Source organism: Acidobacteriota bacterium (assembly GCA_016716435.1).
Classification (GTDB): domain Bacteria; phylum Acidobacteriota; class Blastocatellia; order Pyrinomonadales; family Pyrinomonadaceae; genus OLB17.
On record JADJWI010000008.1, the window covers coordinates 1,305,299 to 1,321,950 of the forward strand.

Annotated in this window: 24 protein-coding genes and 1 tRNA gene; 14 read left to right on the top strand and 11 right to left on the bottom strand. The window is 54.0% G+C overall.

Annotated elements, in window-relative coordinates:
* The first annotated feature begins 80 nt into the window (after nucleotides 1–80).
* A complete protein-coding gene (locus tag IPM21_17980; protein MBK9165759.1) occupies nucleotides 81–263 on the top strand; it encodes a hypothetical protein in 183 nt (60 codons plus the stop codon).
* A 448-nt stretch (nucleotides 264–711) separates the two neighbouring features.
* Here IPM21_17980 and IPM21_17985 read toward each other — a convergent pair whose 3' ends face one another.
* Entirely contained in the window at nucleotides 712–1,836 is a 1,125-nt protein-coding gene (locus IPM21_17985; GenBank protein MBK9165760.1) for a hypothetical protein, read from the bottom strand.
* Between IPM21_17985 and IPM21_17990 the strand changes: the two genes are divergently transcribed.
* The 10 genes from IPM21_17990 to rplT all read left to right on the top strand — a co-directional run bounded on the left by IPM21_17990 (nucleotide 1,837) and on the right by rplT (nucleotide 8,919).
* The gene (locus IPM21_17990; protein MBK9165761.1) at nucleotides 1,837–2,037 is read left to right on the top strand and encodes a hypothetical protein; all 201 of its coding nucleotides are present in this window, start codon (nucleotides 1,837–1,839) and stop codon (nucleotides 2,035–2,037) included. It abuts the gene before it with no gap.
* A 35-nt stretch (nucleotides 2,038–2,072) separates the two neighbouring features.
* Complete coding sequence (locus IPM21_17995; GenBank protein MBK9165762.1) at nucleotides 2,073–3,029, top strand: formimidoylglutamase; 957 nt, start codon at nucleotides 2,073–2,075, stop codon at nucleotides 3,027–3,029.
* 2 nt (nucleotides 3,030–3,031) lie between these two features.
* Nucleotides 3,032–3,361 carry a DUF4286 family protein gene (locus tag IPM21_18000; GenBank protein MBK9165763.1) on the top strand — a complete coding sequence of 110 codons (330 nt, stop codon included), beginning with the start codon at nucleotides 3,032–3,034 and terminating at the stop codon, nucleotides 3,359–3,361.
* A gap of 95 nt (nucleotides 3,362–3,456) precedes the next feature.
* A tRNA-Val gene (locus tag IPM21_18005) sits at nucleotides 3,457–3,531 on the top strand.
* A 112-nt stretch (nucleotides 3,532–3,643) separates the two neighbouring features.
* On the top strand, nucleotides 3,644–4,429 hold the full coding sequence (locus IPM21_18010; GenBank protein MBK9165764.1) for an STAS/SEC14 domain-containing protein: 786 nt from the start codon (nucleotides 3,644–3,646) through the stop codon (nucleotides 4,427–4,429).
* 294 nt (nucleotides 4,430–4,723) lie between these two features.
* Nucleotides 4,724–6,694 carry a threonine--tRNA ligase gene (gene thrS, locus IPM21_18015; protein MBK9165765.1) on the top strand — a complete coding sequence of 657 codons (1,971 nt, stop codon included), beginning with the start codon at nucleotides 4,724–4,726 and terminating at the stop codon, nucleotides 6,692–6,694.
* 29 nt (nucleotides 6,695–6,723) lie between these two features.
* A complete protein-coding gene (locus IPM21_18020; protein ID MBK9165766.1) occupies nucleotides 6,724–7,347 on the top strand; it encodes a translation initiation factor IF-3 in 624 nt (207 codons plus the stop codon).
* Nucleotides 7,337–8,233, top strand: a complete 897-nt coding sequence (locus IPM21_18025; protein MBK9165767.1) for a M28 family peptidase — start codon at nucleotides 7,337–7,339, stop codon at nucleotides 8,231–8,233. Before IPM21_18020 ends, IPM21_18025 begins: the two co-directional genes overlap by 11 nt.
* An 18-nt stretch (nucleotides 8,234–8,251) precedes the next feature.
* Nucleotides 8,252–8,455, top strand: a complete 204-nt coding sequence (gene rpmI / locus IPM21_18030) for a 50S ribosomal protein L35 (protein ID MBK9165768.1) — start codon at nucleotides 8,252–8,254, stop codon at nucleotides 8,453–8,455.
* Between the two features lie 86 nt (nucleotides 8,456–8,541).
* Nucleotides 8,542–8,919, top strand: a complete 378-nt coding sequence (rplT, locus tag IPM21_18035) for a 50S ribosomal protein L20 (protein ID MBK9165769.1) — start codon at nucleotides 8,542–8,544, stop codon at nucleotides 8,917–8,919.
* Between the two features lie 31 nt (nucleotides 8,920–8,950).
* Here the strand turns inward: rplT and IPM21_18040 are convergent, their stop codons facing one another.
* The 5 genes from IPM21_18040 to IPM21_18060 all read right to left on the bottom strand — a co-directional run bounded on the left by IPM21_18040 (nucleotide 8,951) and on the right by IPM21_18060 (nucleotide 11,975).
* Entirely contained in the window at nucleotides 8,951–10,150 is a 1,200-nt protein-coding gene (locus IPM21_18040) for a glycine C-acetyltransferase (GenBank protein MBK9165770.1), read from the bottom strand.
* Entirely contained in the window at nucleotides 10,107–10,595 is a 489-nt protein-coding gene (locus tag IPM21_18045) for a hypothetical protein (GenBank protein MBK9165771.1), read from the bottom strand. The genes IPM21_18040 and IPM21_18045 overlap by 44 nt, the downstream gene beginning before the upstream one ends.
* A 131-nt stretch (nucleotides 10,596–10,726) precedes the next feature.
* Nucleotides 10,727–11,254, bottom strand: a complete 528-nt coding sequence (locus IPM21_18050; GenBank protein MBK9165772.1) for an IS3 family transposase — start codon at nucleotides 11,252–11,254, stop codon at nucleotides 10,727–10,729.
* Nucleotides 11,200–11,637: a hypothetical protein gene (locus IPM21_18055; GenBank protein ID MBK9165773.1), complete on the bottom strand. Its 438-nt coding sequence runs from the start codon at nucleotides 11,635–11,637 to the stop codon at nucleotides 11,200–11,202. Before IPM21_18055 ends, IPM21_18050 begins: the two co-directional genes overlap by 55 nt.
* Nucleotides 11,634–11,975 carry a helix-turn-helix domain-containing protein gene (locus IPM21_18060; protein ID MBK9165774.1) on the bottom strand — a complete coding sequence of 114 codons (342 nt, stop codon included), beginning with the start codon at nucleotides 11,973–11,975 and terminating at the stop codon, nucleotides 11,634–11,636. The genes IPM21_18055 and IPM21_18060 overlap by 4 nt, the downstream gene beginning before the upstream one ends.
* Nucleotides 11,976–12,206: 231 nt before the next feature.
* On the opposite strand from IPM21_18060, the gene IPM21_18065 reads away from it, so the two are divergent.
* Entirely contained in the window at nucleotides 12,207–12,416 is a 210-nt protein-coding gene (locus IPM21_18065; GenBank protein ID MBK9165775.1) for a hypothetical protein, read from the top strand.
* 156 nt (nucleotides 12,417–12,572) lie between these two features.
* Here the strand turns inward: IPM21_18065 and IPM21_18070 are convergent, their stop codons facing one another.
* The 5 genes from IPM21_18070 to tdh form a co-directional block, all read right to left on the bottom strand.
* Nucleotides 12,573–12,881, bottom strand: coding sequence for a type II toxin-antitoxin system RelE/ParE family toxin (locus IPM21_18070; protein ID MBK9165776.1), 309 nt, complete (start codon nucleotides 12,879–12,881; stop codon nucleotides 12,573–12,575).
* Nucleotides 12,865–13,101, bottom strand: a complete 237-nt coding sequence (locus IPM21_18075) for a hypothetical protein (GenBank protein MBK9165777.1) — start codon at nucleotides 13,099–13,101, stop codon at nucleotides 12,865–12,867. The genes IPM21_18070 and IPM21_18075 overlap by 17 nt, the downstream gene beginning before the upstream one ends.
* A 139-nt stretch (nucleotides 13,102–13,240) precedes the next feature.
* Nucleotides 13,241–13,660: a hypothetical protein gene (locus tag IPM21_18080; GenBank protein ID MBK9165778.1), complete on the bottom strand. Its 420-nt coding sequence runs from the start codon at nucleotides 13,658–13,660 to the stop codon at nucleotides 13,241–13,243.
* Between the two features lie 2 nt (nucleotides 13,661–13,662).
* Nucleotides 13,663–13,818, bottom strand: a complete 156-nt coding sequence (locus IPM21_18085) for a hypothetical protein (protein ID MBK9165779.1) — start codon at nucleotides 13,816–13,818, stop codon at nucleotides 13,663–13,665.
* A 62-nt stretch (nucleotides 13,819–13,880) separates the two neighbouring features.
* Nucleotides 13,881–14,915 carry an L-threonine 3-dehydrogenase gene (gene tdh / locus IPM21_18090; GenBank protein ID MBK9165780.1) on the bottom strand — a complete coding sequence of 345 codons (1,035 nt, stop codon included), beginning with the start codon at nucleotides 14,913–14,915 and terminating at the stop codon, nucleotides 13,881–13,883.
* Between the two features lie 149 nt (nucleotides 14,916–15,064).
* Between tdh and pheS the strand changes: the two genes are divergently transcribed.
* Both pheS and IPM21_18100 read left to right on the top strand, forming a co-directional pair.
* Nucleotides 15,065–16,231, top strand: coding sequence for a phenylalanine--tRNA ligase subunit alpha (gene pheS / locus IPM21_18095; protein MBK9165781.1), 1,167 nt, complete (start codon nucleotides 15,065–15,067; stop codon nucleotides 16,229–16,231).
* 43 nt (nucleotides 16,232–16,274) lie between these two features.
* Nucleotides 16,275–16,649 (top strand): hypothetical protein, encoded by a 375-nt coding sequence (locus tag IPM21_18100; protein MBK9165782.1) that lies wholly within the window; start codon nucleotides 16,275–16,277, stop codon nucleotides 16,647–16,649.
* Nucleotides 16,650–16,652 lie beyond the last annotated feature (3 nt).

The window sequence follows — 16,652 nt, forward strand, 5'->3', positions numbered from 1 at the left end:
AGTTTCGGTTTCTTCTTTTTCTTTTTTCGTGGTTAAAAACTCCCCGTATGACTTAGAGTACTGATTTCCGGATTCACAAAATGAAATTGAGATTAATACTCTACCGCTTGCTGTTCTTCGGCTTGCCATATTTTGCGTTCGGTGCGGGCTACTTTTGGAATACACGTTTGTTCGCCATGGACCCGTTTGAGGCTATCGTCGTCTCGGCGATAATCGCGATTGGTCTCTCGAATCTGCAAACCTACTCTGCATTGAAGAACTAGGCCAAAATTGCGAGCCTGCGAAACCAGCTGCTAACACCGGCGCTCATAACTCCGCCATCCATTTCATCCAGATCATCCATATCTTCCATATCGCAAGAATCGTGATTCCCATTCGGTTTGAGAGCAAAGAAAATGGATAGCAGAGGGGAGGACCGTTGACATCTGTCGGTCGTCAATCGCCAGCCGTCGGAAAATGGGAATGACCAACGCCTCCTCAATTACCAATTAAAAATTAGCCAATTAACAATTAACAATGGAGAAAAATGCGGAGATCGGACGAACACATGGACCTGAGACGCAATGTGTCAACTTTTTTAGGACGACACACCCGGACTCAAAACTCCAAGGCGTTTCAGGCGTTTCAGATGTTTCAGGTGGTTCATTTCTTTCATTCGTTTCAACCGTTTCAGAAACGCGCGGTCTGCTTTTAGAAATGAAACACCGGGGATCACGGATTCTCATTTATGAACTTCTCAAATTTAACTTTATCAGGATGATCGGGGACCTTCGCGAGAAACTTTTTGTATTCGGCGGCGGCGAGGGCCGGGGCCTTCGCGAGTTGATAGAGGTGGGCGAGTTGAAGATGGAGTTCGGCCATCCCGACGGGGTCGAGCTCGATGGCTTTATTCAACGCCTCGGCGCCGAGCGTTCCCTGCTTTGCAAGAAGATAGGCCTCTCCGAGCAGTTGATAGACGCGGGCATTCTCGGGCTCAAGCGTTGCCGCATGTTTGAAGATCTCGATAGCCGCGGGATGTTGCTTTTGGGCCGTGCGGATCCGGCCGGCGGTCACCCAGGCCGGAGCATATTCGACCTTGAGCTCAAGCGATCGCCGGACCGCGGCATCCGCCTCGGCGAGCATCTTCCGCTCAAGCAAAACACCCGCGAGCAATCCCCAACCGACGAAGTCCTTGGCGTCCTCAGCGACAACGGCCTGCAATGCCTTTGTCGCAGTCGCAAGGTCCTTCGCCGCCTCGGCGTCGGCCGCCTGCTTGTACAACCCGACAGTTCGCTCGGTTCGCGGATAGTAATACTTCGAGGAAACAACGCCGGTCCGCTCGGCAGTAGTACTCTCACCGAGCGACACCTCAAAGTCTTCACGAACTTGCGGCGGACCAAAGGAAGCAACCTGCCGACGGGCAACCTCAACACCGTCAACATCCACAAGCAATGTCCCATCGCTGCGATTCGTAAGCCTGAAGCAATAGTTCCCAGTTCGTCCAAGTGTGATCCGCTCGGGCGACTGGCTCCGGTTCGAGTACGTCACGGCGATCCTCGGCAGCTTGCCGCCGCTGGGAGCGTTGATGACCCGAACACGGCCGTAAACATAAGGAGCGGTAAGCCGTGGAGCATCAAGCGTGGCCATGAATCCAAACTCACCGCAGATATCATCCACCTGCCCGAACGACGCCGCAGCCGCAGCGAGAATGAAACCCACGGAAATACAAGCCCCGCGGGCGACGCCGATCATCTTTTCTACTATCACTTCAATGGCCATTTCGGGCATTATACATCCGTTACCGTCGCCGCAAAACGGAAATTCCCATTGCGGCCCGATCAAGGAGCACCAACGCATATGAACGAGAACATTTCAGTGGTCTTTAACGGCTTTCTAAATCTTCCGAACCTCGAGAAACTCGAGCTTGTGAACGCGATCAACGAGTATTTCGATTCGAACGACCGCGAGGCGATCCGCACAGCGGCAGACGAACGTTATGCCGCCATCGACCGCACATCGACGGAATTTCGGTGCAAATGCTGCGGCTCGGGGAGTTGACACCTCCGGCGTTTCAGAAAATACTTGGAGGCACAATGGCTGACATTTTCAGATTGACCGAGCGTCCCGACCCGGACGTTTTCTATTCACGCGGCGACCGCAACGACCCCCGGCTTGGCGATGCGGCCAGCCGCGAAGAAAAGGACTTTGACCAGGCCGATATCGTCATTCTAGGCTGCCCGCAGGACGAAGGCGTCCGGCGAAGCGGCGGCCGCGAAGGCTCAGCTCGTGCCCCCGAGGCGATCAGGCGAGAGTTCTACAAGCTGACGACCTTCAACATCAACGCTCGCGTCTTCGACCTAGGCGACGTGCGGATCGGCGACACGCTAGAGGAAACCCATGCGACCCATTGCGAAGTCGTGAAAACCGTTCTTGAAGCAAACAAGCGGATCATAGTTCTCGGCGGCGGCGGTGACATTTCCTATCCGGACGGTACAGCGATGGCCGAGGCGTTTGGAGCGGAGAACTGGATCGCGGTCAACGTAGATTCGCACATCGACGTGCGGGCGGACGAGCAGCGAAACAGCGGCACGCAGTTCAGGCAGCTTCTTGATGAGCGGCACCTTGACCCGAACTACTTTTACCAGGTCGGCTTCCAGACCCACTTCTGCTCGCCGGTCTATTACGACTACATTCGAAAGCTCGGCGTGCACCGGATAAGCCTTGAGTTGTTGAGATCGCGGGCCGGTGCAGATACTGAGATCAAGGAGCAGATTCGGCTCAACTTCATTAACCACAGCTCCAGCCTCTCGGCCTTTTTTGGCTTTGATCTTTCTGCGGTCCGAGCGGCCGACGCGCCCGGAGCTTCGTCGCCATCGCCGCTTGGGTTGCGGGCCGGTGAGTTCATTCAGCTCGTCAAGTACGCCGCGTCGCTTGCAAACACAAAGCTGATCGAGTTTACGGAGGTCAACCCAAACTTTGACCACGACGACCGGACCACAAAACTGGTCGCGATCGGTATGCACCGATTCTGTTCCGGAATTTCGCTATAGATATGGAAACGTCGGTTTTATATGAGGTCACAGTAACGGTCGAGAGTTCGCTCGCCGAGGCCTTTGCTCAGTACATGACAGGGCGGCACATCCCAGAGGTCATCGCTACCGGATGTTTTCTCCATGCAAGTTTTGTTACAGACAGAGCCGGGACATTTCGGACGACATACCACGCCGCTGACCGCTCGGACCTCGATCGCTATCTCAATGAATTTGCAGAGGGCTTACGCGATGATTTTGCGGCTCACTTCCCTGATGGCGTGGCTGTAAAGCGGCAAGAGTGGCAGAGCGTTGCGGAGTTCGGCGGCACAGGTGTCGACAAAACTCGTTAGATCTTTGACATTTCAAGCATACAAAGTGCTCAACTCCTTGACAGAAAAACATCGGTTTGGCATTCTTTACGTTCGCTTTCGTTTAGGCGAAGTGTAGGCACTTAGCTCAGTGGTAGAGCACTACCTTGACACGGTAGGGGTCAGCAGTTCAACTCTGCTAGTGCCTACCATTTTTATTTTGGTTCCGGCGAATCTCTTCCTAACCTCGATCCAGCTGCTAATTCATCTTTTTGAACTTACCGCGATACAAAAGCGTACTATTGGTATTCGGAGGTTTGAAAAATGATCGAAATCCTGGAATCATCAAAACATCTCGTAGCAATGAAGATATCCGGCAGCATCACGGCTGAAGATATCGAGCGAGCATATAAGGCGACGGAGGACGCACTTAAAGAAAACCAGCGAGTTTCGTTCTTCACGGAGATAGAAGATTCGATGTCGCTCACGCTTGAGGGCCTGCTCAAAGACCTCTGGGAAGCAGTCGGCCAGATCGGTAAGATATCGCGCTACTACCGCGCGGCCGTCGTTACGGATAAGGGCTGGATAGGTGCTGCCGCGCGGATCGAAGGTCTGGTTTTTTCAAATGTGGACGTCCGCGTTTTTCCACCGGCTGAAAGGGGAAAGGCACTCGACTGGGCTTCTGGGCCGCCGCCAGCGGTGACCGAGCCCGAACCGCCAAAACCCTCGATCCATATTTTGCATACAAACAGCCCGAACGTGATCGCTTGGGAAGTCGACGGGCGAATTCGTGATCAGGACATCAAAACGGCCGTCGAGCATATGAAGCCGCTCTTCGAGAAAGAAGGCAACATAAATGTACTGGCACGGATGAAGAATTATGGCGGTTTCGATCTTCTCGCGGTTCTCGATGACGACCTCATCAAGCTGAAGTTCAAAGCCGCGTCAAAGATCGAGAAATACGCGGTGGTCGGCGGAGCACCGTGGATGCGGAACTTCCTTGAGTTGATGAATGCCGTGATCTCAACGGACATCAAGGTCTTCGACTCTAACGAAGAGGAAAGGGCCTGGGAATGGGTCGGCGCTCAGCAGGCTGCATTGCCAGAATAGTCCGGTTTTGACTTGCTTTTACGCCTGCACAGGCTTATAATTTCAGGTTTTGGTAGATAGCGGCTAGGTTCTTGCTTGGTCGCCACAATTTTTCGGTAAGATGCTTTCGAAGAACTTTGCAGTTTTAACAACTACTACGACCCGCCTCTAATGGCGGGACATTCGCGGTCTCTATTTGAGTTCGCAAGGCAAAGTCGCTCTTATCGGATCTGATCATAGTTAAGTAGTAGGGTTGTAGGAGTGACGCATAGCGGTTCGGGGGCTTCCTGGTTCTAATGCTGATTCCTACAAGAAATGAGTGAACTGAACATCCAATTTGGTGATGCCGTCCGGACGATTCCCTCGCCGGCGACCGTCGCGGATGCCATCAAGGCGTTTGACCGCGATGTGCTTAAACGCGCTCTCGCGGCGAAGGTCAATGGAGAGGAAGTTGACCTCAACCGCGAGCTTCTCGCTGATAATGGGGTCATCGCGATCGAGCCGGTAACGGTCGATTCACGCGATGGGCTTGAGGTCATCCGCCATTCGACGGCACATTTACTTGCCGCTGCGGTCCTTGACCTTTTCCCGGGCACAAAGCTCGGTGTTGGTCCGGCACTGATGGAGGACCCGCGTTACGGCTACTATTACGACCTGATCGCTCCGCGGATGCTGACCGATGAAGATCTGCCGGTGATCGAAAAGCGAATGCGCGAGTTGGCAAAGCGCAATCTGCCCTATCGACGCGAGGACGTTGAGAAATCCCGGATACTTGATATCTTTGCGGAACGTGATGAGCCGCTCAAATGCGAACTGATCGACGAAAAGGTCGACGGCACCGCGAGCATTTATTACATCGATAACTCGCCGTTCATCGATTTTTGCCTTGGCCCGCACGTCCCGCACACCGGCAAGCTGAAGGCTTTCAAGCTTCTGGCCATTTCGGGTGCCTACTGGAAGGGCGATTCGGAACGCGAGCAGATGCAGCGCATCTACGGCACGGCGTTCGCAAAGCAGGAAGAGCTCGACGCCTGGGTCAAGCAGCGTGAAGAGGCCGAGAAACGTGATCATCGTAAGCTCGGACGTGAGCTTGACCTCTTCTCGATCCAGGAAGAATACGGCCAGGGTCTTATCTTCTTTCATCCCAAGGGCGGCATCGTCCGGAAAGAGATGGAAGATTATCTCCGTGACGAGCTTGTGAAACGAGGTTACGGAATGGTCTACACGCCGCACATCGCTAAGCGGCAACTCTGGCAGACCTCGGGTCACGAGGAGAATTACGCCGACAACCTGTTCGAGCCGATCGGTTTACCGGAATGGTTTGGCGAAGAAACGGAGTTCCGGCTGAAGCCGATGAATTGCCCGTTCCACATCGGAATTTATAAGTCGCACAAGCGTTCGTATCGGGAACTTCCGCTTCGTTATGCGGAACTGGGAACGGTTTACCGGGCCGAACTTTCCGGCACGCTCCACGGCCTGATGCGCGTCCGCGGCTTTACTCAGGACGATGCACACATCTTTTGTATGCCGTCGCAGATTGTGGACGAGATCGGCGACTGCGTCGATTTTGCATACGACGTGTTTCGGACCTTTGGGTTTGAGAAATTCAAGATCGAGCTTTCCGTTCGCGGCGGCGCGTACAATAAAGGCTACCTAGGCTCCGACAAAGATTGGATAGATGCCGAAGAAGCTCTCGTGAAGGCACTCGAGGCCCGCTCGATCGCCTATGAAAGGATCGAAGGCGAAGCGGCCTTCTACGGGCCGAAGATCGACATTAAGGTAGAGGATTCGATCGGCCGCATGTGGCAATTGACTACGGTTCAATTCGACTTCAATCTGCCGGAACGGTTTGAGCTTGATTACATTGGTGAAGATAATCTTCCGCATCGCCCCGTAATGGTGCACCGTGCCCTTTTCGGCTCGGTTGAACGCTTCTTCGGAGTCTTGGTCGAGCATTTCGCGGGCGCATTTCCGCTTTGGCTCGCCCCGGTGCAGGTAGCTGTGCTTCCGATCACCGACCGGATCAACTACTACGCTTCGGAGATAGCCGAGAGCTTGCGGGCAGAAGGCTTCAGGGTTGAGGCGAATCTCCGGTCCGACAAGATCGGTGCAAAGATACGCGACGCCCAGTTACAAAAGGTACCGTTCATGCTTGTCCTCGGCGACAAAGAGGTGGAAGATAATAAGATCGCGGTTCGCGAACGCAAGCAGGGAGATATCGGACAGATGTCTCTGGAAGAGTTCAAAGAGATGATCACGCTGCAACGAGCAATGCGTGCCCTCTAAGGAACGAGTTAGACCATTAGGAGGCTTATATCGCAAGGAGATTTGGTGGACGTAATTTCAGGCCGCGGCAGCGCGAACCGCTTCATCGTACAAACGAGCGGATCAGGGTGCCGTCGGTGCGTGTCGTTACCGATGACGGTGAAACGCTCGGGGTAATGGATACGCGAGATGCGATCGTTGAGGCGAGAAATCGCGGGGTAGATCTCGTCGAGATCGCCGCAAACGCGAAACCGCCGGTTTGCAAACTTATCGACTACGGGAAGTTTCTCTACGAGCAGAAGAAGCGAGCCCACGAAGCGAAAAAGAAGCAGGTCACGGTACAGGTCAAGGAGATCAAGTTTCGTCCCGGTACCGATGATCACGATTACGGCTATCGGATGGAACATGCCCGCGAATGGCTTGACGACGGCGACAAAGTGCGGGCCGCGATCGCCTTCCGCGGACGCGAAATGGCTCACCGCGAACTCGGAGCCAAGATACTCGCGAAGCTTACTGTGGACCTTGCTGACGTCGGAGATGTTGAGGTAGCGCCGAAGATGGAAGGCTATCAGATGTTTACGATCTTTTCGCCAAAGAAGTCTAAGACGGCCGAGAAGAAAGCGAAAGCAGAGGGGGCCGAAACCGCGAAGGAAGCAAAGAAGGATGACGAATAGATTGCATAAATTTAGAGTGTTACTTGCCGCCGCAGTAGTTTTTTGTGGTGCGTCGGTTGCTCTCGCCCAGTCTCCTTACACGTATTCGGCGGAAACGTATTCGACCATCGTAAAGTCCATCATCGCCGGTGTGGACGGCCGCGAACGTGGCGAGGCAATCAGAACCGAACTGCGAAAACACAACGTCAGGGTTTCGACACAGGGCTTTTCACAAAAGTCGAGAAGCGGTGCGAAGGTCGAGGGGTTGAATTTCTTGGCTGAGTACCCGAATCCGAACGCGAAGGTTGTAATTTTGCTCGGCGCCCATCTTGACCGCGCGGCAGTCGGCGAAGGGGCAATCGACAACGCCTCCGGTTCGGCCGCGGTGATCGAATTGTTCAAAGCGTTTCGGATCAACCCGCCGAAGAACATTCTAGTGAAAGCTGCTTTTTGGGATCAGGAAGAGGTCGGGCTTGTGGGGTCGCGTAATTACGTAGAGAACAACAAGGAACGATTGCCCGCGATTTATATCAACTTTGATGTGTTCGGTGCCGGCGATACCATCTGGCTTACCGCCGAAAGCGATGAGCTTGACCTTGCAAAGTCTTTCACGGCTTCTGCTCAAAAAGCCAAGATGAACTATCTGGTAAGCCGCGAGTATCCACCGAGCGATCACCTGAGTTTCCGAGTACCGGGTGTTCAGTCATTCTCATTCAGCCTCGGGCCGGATGGCGAAGCAAAGCGGATCATTAAACTACTCGGAGGCGAAGCACCTGCGAAGGGCGAGATGCCCGAGGTACTGACGGTGATACACACCGCCAACGACAATTTTTCAAAGATAGATGCAATGGCCGTAACGAAGGCGTTGCCGGTCATCGAGGCCGCGATCAGGAGTTTGGACAAATAGGTTAGGAGAAGAACGATAATGCCAAAATTAAAAACACACAAGGGTGCGGCAAAGCGTTTTCGCTCGACAGGGTCGGGCAAATTCAAACGCGGACATTCGCACGCTCGTCATATTTTGACCAAGAAAACGAGTAAGCGAAAACGTAATCTCGATATCGATACGATAGTTTCTGAGGGCGACCAAAAGCGGGTCGAGAAGATGCTGCCCTACGGAAGAGATTAATTGGTTTTGAGTCCCGCCTTCAGGCGGCCTCAGCTGGGAAGAGGGCCGGCTAAAGCCGGTACTCAAAACGAGAAAGGAGTGAAGAAATGCCAAGAGCAAAACGTGGTAACAAGCGTCTTGAGAAACGCAAAAAAATATTGGCCTTAGCCAAAGGCTATCGTGGAACAAAGTCGAAGCTGTACCGTTCGGCAAAGGAATCGGTTGAGCGTGCGCTTAACTTTGCCTACACCGGCCGCAAGCTGAAGAAACGTGATTTTCGCAGGCTTTGGATCGTCCGCATCAACGCGGCTTGCCGACTCAACGACATCAAGTATTCGCAGTTCGTGCACGGCTTGAATCTCGCCGGCATCGAGCTTGACCGAAAAGCACTCGCCGACATTGCCGTGAAACAACCGGAGGCATTTGCGGCGATCGCGGTCAAGGCAAAGGACGCCATCAGTAGCAATACTCAGGCAGCAGCCTAGGCTCATTTCGATTGAAAATTGGCGCTTCGGTTCAAGCCGAAGCGCCTTTTCCTATTCCCAGTTCCTCTTTCGCCTCGGCAAATTTTTCGACAGCAAAGGCGAGATCCTCTTTCGAGTGGGCGGCCGAGACTTGCGTCCTGATCCTTGCCTTTCCTTTGGGTACGACCGGGAATGAGAACGGGATGACGTAAACGCCTTTCTCCAACAGCGCCTCCGCCATTTTCACGGCTGGCCCGGCCTCACCAAACATTACTGGGACTATCGGATGCTCGCCGGGCAGAACTTCTAGGCCGACTTCCTGGATCTTTTCGCGGAAATACCGCGTGTTGTCCATCAGCTTATCGCGAAGCTCGGTTGATTGGTTGAGCAGATCGATCGCGGCGATGGATGCAGCGACGATCGGCGGTGCGACTGAATTCGAAAAAAGATACGGCCGCGACCGTTGCCTTAGCAGGTCGATCATTTCTTTCTTGCCGCTGGTGTATCCGCCGCTGGCACCGCCGAGTGCTTTGCCGAGTGTTCCGGTGATGACGTCGACGCGATCCATTACGTTGTGGTGTTCATGGACGCCGCGGCCGGTTTTGCCCATGAAACCTACGGCATGCGAATCGTCGACCATCACAAGTGCGTCATGCTTTTCGGCCAAGTCGCAGATCTCATCGAGCTTTGCGATGTAGCCGTCCATCGAGAACACGCCGTCGGTTGCGATCATCTTGTACCTAGCGGACTGCGCTTCTTCAAGCTTCGCCTCCAGGTCGGCCATGTCGCTGTTCTTGTAGCGAAATCGCTGAGCTTTACATAAACGCACGCCGTCGATGATGCTGGCGTGGTTGAGTTCGTCGGAGATGATCGCGTCCTCTTCGCCGAGCAGGGTTTCGAACAGCCCGCCGTTTGCATCGAAACAGCTTGTGTAAAGAATGGTGTCCTCGGTGCCGAGGAATTCGCTGATCTTTCGCTCAAGCTCTTTGTGGATCGCCTGCGTTCCACAGATAAACCGCACGCTCGAAAGCCCGTAGCCCCATTCATCAAGCGATCGCCTCGCCGCATCAACTATCGCCGGATGATCGCTCAGCCCGAGATAGTTATTAGCACACATGTTCAGGACCTCACGCCCGTTCACTTCAATATGAGCATCCTGCGGCCCCTCGATCACCCGCTCGTTCTTAAAAAGCCCCGCCTCGCGGATCTCACCAATCGTCTTCTCTAAATGTTGTTTGAAATCGCCGTACATATTTCTCTCGTCTCCGGAGGCACATTTTCGAGAAGCCGGACCCGCCAACGTCCTTTGCCCGGCAAAAATCGCCTCTGCTTCGTAGCATACCAAAAAGCCCGATTTTTCCCGACAGACGGTGCCCAAATCCAGATCTGCCGACTGCTGCCTTCGCCGGCCCGTCTTGTTTCATTTCTAAAAGCAGACCGCGCGTTTCTGAAACGGCTGAAACGAATGAAAGAAATGAAATGCCTGAAAGAGTTGAAACACTTGAAACGCCCGGGAGTTTTGAGTCCCGGCTTTCGAGAATTCCAAATTCCAAATTCCAGATTCGATGATCTGGAATTTGGAATATGGAATCTGGAATTAGAAAGTCCTGCCGTTTTGTTTCTAATAGGGCATCGCGCGTTCGCGAAAACATCGCGAACATCGCGAACAACGGAAACGCCTCGAACATCGCGAACATCGCGAACAACGTGTGTCGTCCTGAAAAAAGTTGACACATTTTGGTGGTAAACCTGGTATAGGTTTCCTGTTTTGTGTTGGTCCTGAATAAGGTTTACGTGCATCTCCTTATATTGGTTTTGAGTTTCACTCTCAGGCCGCGGCCTGAGAGTGAAAAGTTTTGGCCGGATAGTATTTCTTCCAGCGCTTCTTGAGCTCGCCGGTCCTGGCATGGGCCTCGGCCGGGGTGAGCATATCGATCGACAGATGCGGCCTCAGGTGGTTGTAGGTATTGACCGCCTGATCGATCTGCCGGGCCGCCTCGGAGAAGCTTTTGAAGCTTGTCCGGAGCAGTTCCTGTTTGAGAATGCCGTTGACGCGTTCGGCAATGGCGTTCTCCAGCGGGTCGCTCTTTTCGCTCATCGAGACCCGGATCTGTTTCCCGATCAGCTTCATGTACCGCGAGCTGTAGTATTGCAGCCCACGGTCCGAGTGGTGTATCAGCCCGTCGCGCTCCGGATTGTCCCTGAGTGCCATCCGCAGTGCCGCCGCCGGCCCTCTGGCCGTCAGGTCCTCGCTGAGGCAGTAGCCGACTATCTTTCGCGAGTAGGCGTCCGTGATCAGGCTCAGATAAGCAAACCCTTCCCGGACCCTGATATAAGTGATATCGCTGACCCACAATTGATTGCAGCGGGTCGGCTCGAAGCCCTTGCAAGATTCGGGAAGCTCTTCATCCAGAGGCCCGAAAACGTTGTCCTCGGACTTCGCCTCCTTCTCTTTCGGACCAGCATCGAATGCTCCCGCAAGAGGTCGTACAAAGCGTCGTGGCCGATCTCTACCGAGTGCTCGCGGGCAAACCCGCTCATCATGTGATGCAGCTTTCTTACACCGATCCGCTTTTGCTCCTTTCTCAGCCTTCCTACCTCCTGCAGCACGATCTCGGCTTCGAACGCCCTCTTCTCCACTCGCCGTTTCCCCTTGTAATATGCCTGTCTCGTATAGCCAAGCAGCCGGCAGGCCTCTCCCAGGCTTCTTCCCCTGCCGCTCTCTACCACTTTCCTCACCGCTTGGCCCCAGGTTTTTTTCTGATCGGTACCTCAAATCGATCTTCCGCGATGTCGATCATCGCATTCAGCAACTCGTTGTATAGCCGGGCCTCCTCAAGCTCCTTCCGCAGCCGCCTCACCTCCGCCGACCCGCCCCTAACCGCCGACCCAGAAGACCCCGATCCTCGGACCCTCTCTCCCCCATAACCTCCTTCCTCACTCGGCTCCCGGCCCCTTATCCATCTGTGTACCGTCGACGCCGAAACCCGGTATATCCTTGCCAACTCCCGCATCGATATCCCACCTCTCCGATACCTCTCAACTGCCTCTCTTATCATCTCTTCTTCTTGTTTCATCTGTTCCCTTTTACCTGTAAACCTATTTCAGGACAAGACAACGGAAACGACCCGATTGATATTGGTCTTTGGACTTCGGTCTTTGGGCTTTGATCTCCGGCTGCCAGCTACCTGCTGATCGCTGATCGATTTGCCCAACCGACCGTCGGCTATCGTCGACTTCCCTCCGACATTTGACCTCCGGGCACAGAGCTCCAGGTAACCTGGGCTGAGATCGCCTTTCCCGCAAAGATGAAAAGGCTCAAAGGGACCGCAAAGGCCGTTCTCCCGAAAATTGTCTGCTGTCCACTGTCCGTTATCCATCGCCAGATACCAGTCTCCATTTTCCGCATTGGCAAGCCCGCGGTAAATGGTGACCCGTGCGATCTGGAAGATATGGATGAAATGGAAGAAATGGAAAAAATGGAGGGAATAGACGGACGGTCGCTTAATACTATGTAATCATTCGCTCGCCTATTGAGAAACACAGGGCCTTCAAGTCACTATGTGCATCCTGCGGGACCTTAATTCACCCGCTTAGGCTTATAAAGCCCTGCCTTGCGGATGTCGATAAAATTGTTCGCTAAGCGCTGATCAAAACATCCGTACACCTATTATTCACGTTTTCAGTGATGCCGGATCCTGTCTGTTGGAGAAGAACGAAAGGACTTCAATTATTTGTTCGTCGTAATTGACTCGATAATACAGAGTGTTGAAACGCAAAACGACTGCTCGGCGGATTCCGCCTGCTTGGGCAGTCTCCGGATACATTAACGGATTTCGGGTGATGTGACTAAGCGTTGACTCGACCGCGTTGGCCAAGCGTGCGATCTCAGCGTCGGTAAAGTTCAATTGCAGATATTCGACTGCCTTTTCAAGTTCTTCGAGGGCGTGGTCGGTCCAGAGAATCCTATAACCACTTCTCATATTTCGCTCTCGCCTCGGAATGCGGTCTTAAACGTCCTGAATCCGCATCTTTGACACCAAGTGCGATCGATTCTTTTTCGGCCACGGATATTTCGTTCCACCAATCGCTAACGCTGTCGTCCCGAAGTTTCGATACCTTTTCTATCAGCGAAGGGTCATCGATCACCGATAGCCACTGAATCAGCTCGATCTTTCGTTCTTGTAAGTTTGTCGTCGCCATAGAGAAATCGTATCACACCTTGGCATCCTGCGGGCTGTCTATTACACGCTCCGATTTATAAAGCCCCGCCTCACGAATTCCGTCGATCATGCTCTGTAAATGTTGTTTGAAATTTGAATATATATTCTTTATGACCATGTCAGCCTGCCTCAAGCGTCACGAAAAAGACTTCGTCACCGGCATTAGTCGCACTTTTGCATAGTTCGCCAAACTCCAGCAAAAATCCGGCCAGGTCCATCCTGTTTATTTCCGTATCCTGCCATGCCCCTTCATCCCATGGTGCCGACGCATCTAGCAACGACTCATGTTCCCCTTTCCCGATACATTCTTTTAACTCCGAATTGACTTGAAAAAACTCCGATCCATCAGTAAGTCTGTGGCCTGTCGGAATGGACTCAAACTCTTCACTAAGGAATATCGTTGATAGAAAGTCTATGCGCTCGCGACTAGAGAGTCCCCCAACCACCGGCTTACCTTCTTCAAAACGGTCGAGTATGTCTGCTTCACTTCTCATCGCGATCAACTCGCCCGGCGAAGCGGTGAAAAAGTAGGTAAACATTTCTACGCTGTTGTTGTCGATTTCTTCGGGGTTTCTTTGATGTGGGACGCGTTTGTCCAGGCGGCGGTTTTGCCGGTGTTGGATATATAGACGTTGCGGACGATGCCATCACGGGGAAAGAGCCAAATGAGATTAACCCCAAACGTTTGTGTTGTCATAACGTTACTCCAGTTGCATTATACGCCAAAAAACCCAGTCGCTATCGCTCCCGGTTCTGACTTTAGATCTCCTCAAAATCAAGGACGACCTTGCCGCAGTTTCCTTCTTTGATGGCGGCGAAGCCTTTTTCGAAGTCTTTGTAGGAGTAGCGGTGGGTGATGACGGGAGAGATATCGACGCCGGCGTCGAGGAGGTTCGACATTTGGTACCAGGTCTCGTACATCTGGCGGCCGTATATGCCTTTGATGGTGATCATATTGAAGATAACGGTCTTCCAGTCAATGGCGAACTGTTCGGCCGGGATGCCGAGGAAGGCGATCTTGCCGCCGTGGAACATGTTGGCGAGCATGTCCTTAAAGGCGACGGGGACGCCGGACATCTCCATCCCAACGTCGAAGCCTTCTTTCATCCCAAGCTCTTTCTGGACGTCCTTGATCGATGTCTTGCTGACATCGACGGCACGCGTAACGTGGCCCATATTCTCGGCAAGCTGAAGCCGGAAGGGGTTTACGTCTGTGATAACGATGTTGCGGGCGCCGGCGTGTTTTGCGACCGCGGCGGCCATTATGCCGATCGGGCCGGCACCGGTGATGAGGACGTCTTCACCAAAAACTTCGAACTCAAGCGCGGTATGAACGGCGTTGCCGAAGGGGTCAAAGATCGCCGCTACGTCCAGATCGACGCCGGGCTTGTGCTTCCAGATGTTGGTGTGCGGAACAGCGATAAACTCGGCAAAGCCGCCGTCCATATTAACCCCGACTCCGCGCGTATTGGCGCACAAAGCCCGCCGCCCGGCCATGCAATGGCGGCAGCGGCCGCAGACCAGATGGCCCTCAACGCTGACAACGTCGCCGGCGGCAAAATCAACGACGTTCGAGCCGACATCAACTATCTCGCCGACAAATTCGTGGCCAATTATCGTCGGCACCGTGATGGTCGCCTGTGCCCAGGCGTCCCAGTTGTAAATATGGAGGTCCGTGCCGCAGATGCCGCCACGCTTCACGCGGATCATCACATCATTGATACCCATTGCGGGCTCGGGCACATCCTCTATCCAAAGACCGGGCTCGGCCTTGCTTTTAACAATAGCTTTCATTTATGATCTCACTTTACGGGGCCGAAAAGCCAATGATATCAGAGGTACGGACGCCGGTCGAAGGTCCGCACCGCGAACCGCGGCGGCCGATTCGGATATTTCCTTCTGTCCTGTATTTTCTCGCGCGACTTCGGTTATCCTTAGTGTTTATGTCTGATGCGAATCAACATATCGAAGCGGCGAGGACGGCATTTGCCGAGGCCTTTTCTCCGTTCGATTCACTTGACCTAAATGGCGGCGGCCTTGCCGACGCCGAGGCGAAGCTCCGCGAACTCGGCGAGCTAAAGGTCCGCCACACGGGCAAGAAATCTGCCCTCGCCGAGGCGAAAAAGATGATCGGGCGCGTCGCCCCGGAGGAGCGGTCCGACTTTGGCCAGGCGGTTCAGGCCGCCGAAAAGGAGATCACCGATCGGCTTGAAAAGGCCGAGACGGAGCTTAATGTATTCATCACGTCGGCTCGTATCGAACGCGAGCGGCTTGATGTGACGATTCCCGGCCGCCGGCCGCGGACCGGCCATCTGCACCCGATCACGATACTACGGCAAAAGATCGAGGACATCTTTGTCTCGATGGGCTACGCGATCGAGGACGACCGCGAGATAGAGACGGACTATTATAACTTCGACGCGCTGAACATCCCCGAGGGGCATCCTGCCCGCGAGTCGCAGGACACGTTCTACACGACCGGCGGCTTTGCATTGCGTTCGCAGACCTCGACCGTCCAGATCCGGGCGATGGAACGACGCGGCGTGCCGATCCGCATCATCGCACCGGGCAAGGTCTTTCGCCGCGATACGCCGGACATGACACACGTGCCGATGTTTCACCAGATCGAAGGCCTCTGCGTCGATAAAGGCATCACGATGGCGCACCTGAAGGGCACCGTCACCGAATGGCTCAAGCGGCTCTTCGGCGAGGACACCGTCACGCGTTTCCGCCCGTCGTACTTCCCTTTCACCGAGCCCTCGGCCGAGTTCGATTTCTCGTGCTTCGTGTGCCACGGAAGTGGAAGGGTGAGCAGCGAGCAGTCAGCAGTGAGCAGTGAGAAAGGCGAAGATGGCGGCGAACTGCTTACCGCTCACGGCTCACAGCTCACTGACAGGTGTCGGCCCTGCAAGGGCTCGGGCTGGATCGAGCTTGGCGGGTCGGGAATGGTCCATCCGAATGTGCTGCGTTCGTGCGGCGTCGATCCGGCAGTCTACTCGGGCTTCGCCTTCGGCTTCGGCCTCGAACGCATGGCCGCGATGATGTTCAACATCGACGACATCCGGCATATGTTCGAGAACGACGTGCGTTTTCTTGAGCAATTCCGGTAGAATCCGGCCTGGAAACCAAGCGAGCGGGGCGAGGAGGCATGAAATGTCCAAGTTATTCCGATCAAAAGCGGGTTTTGCAACAGCGGGGCTTTATTTGCTTGTTACATTGCCGTTTATTGCGGCGACGGCGGTGTTTTTTCTAGTCCGTTACTACAATAATAACCAGCCCGTTCCCCCGTTCGAGGAACCGCTCAGCATCGTCTCCTTTGCATTAACGCTGCCGTGGTCGATCGGCGTGACCATATTGGGGATAATCATCCACGGTGGGCAAGGGATGCATACGGGAAGACTCGTAATTATCATTGGTCTGGTTGTTTCGGCGATAATTAACGCCTTGATCCTCTATTTATTGGCATTTGGGGTGTCGAGCGCGGTTAAACACCTCTACAACGCCGGCAATCCGAAACCGAAACCGTAACCG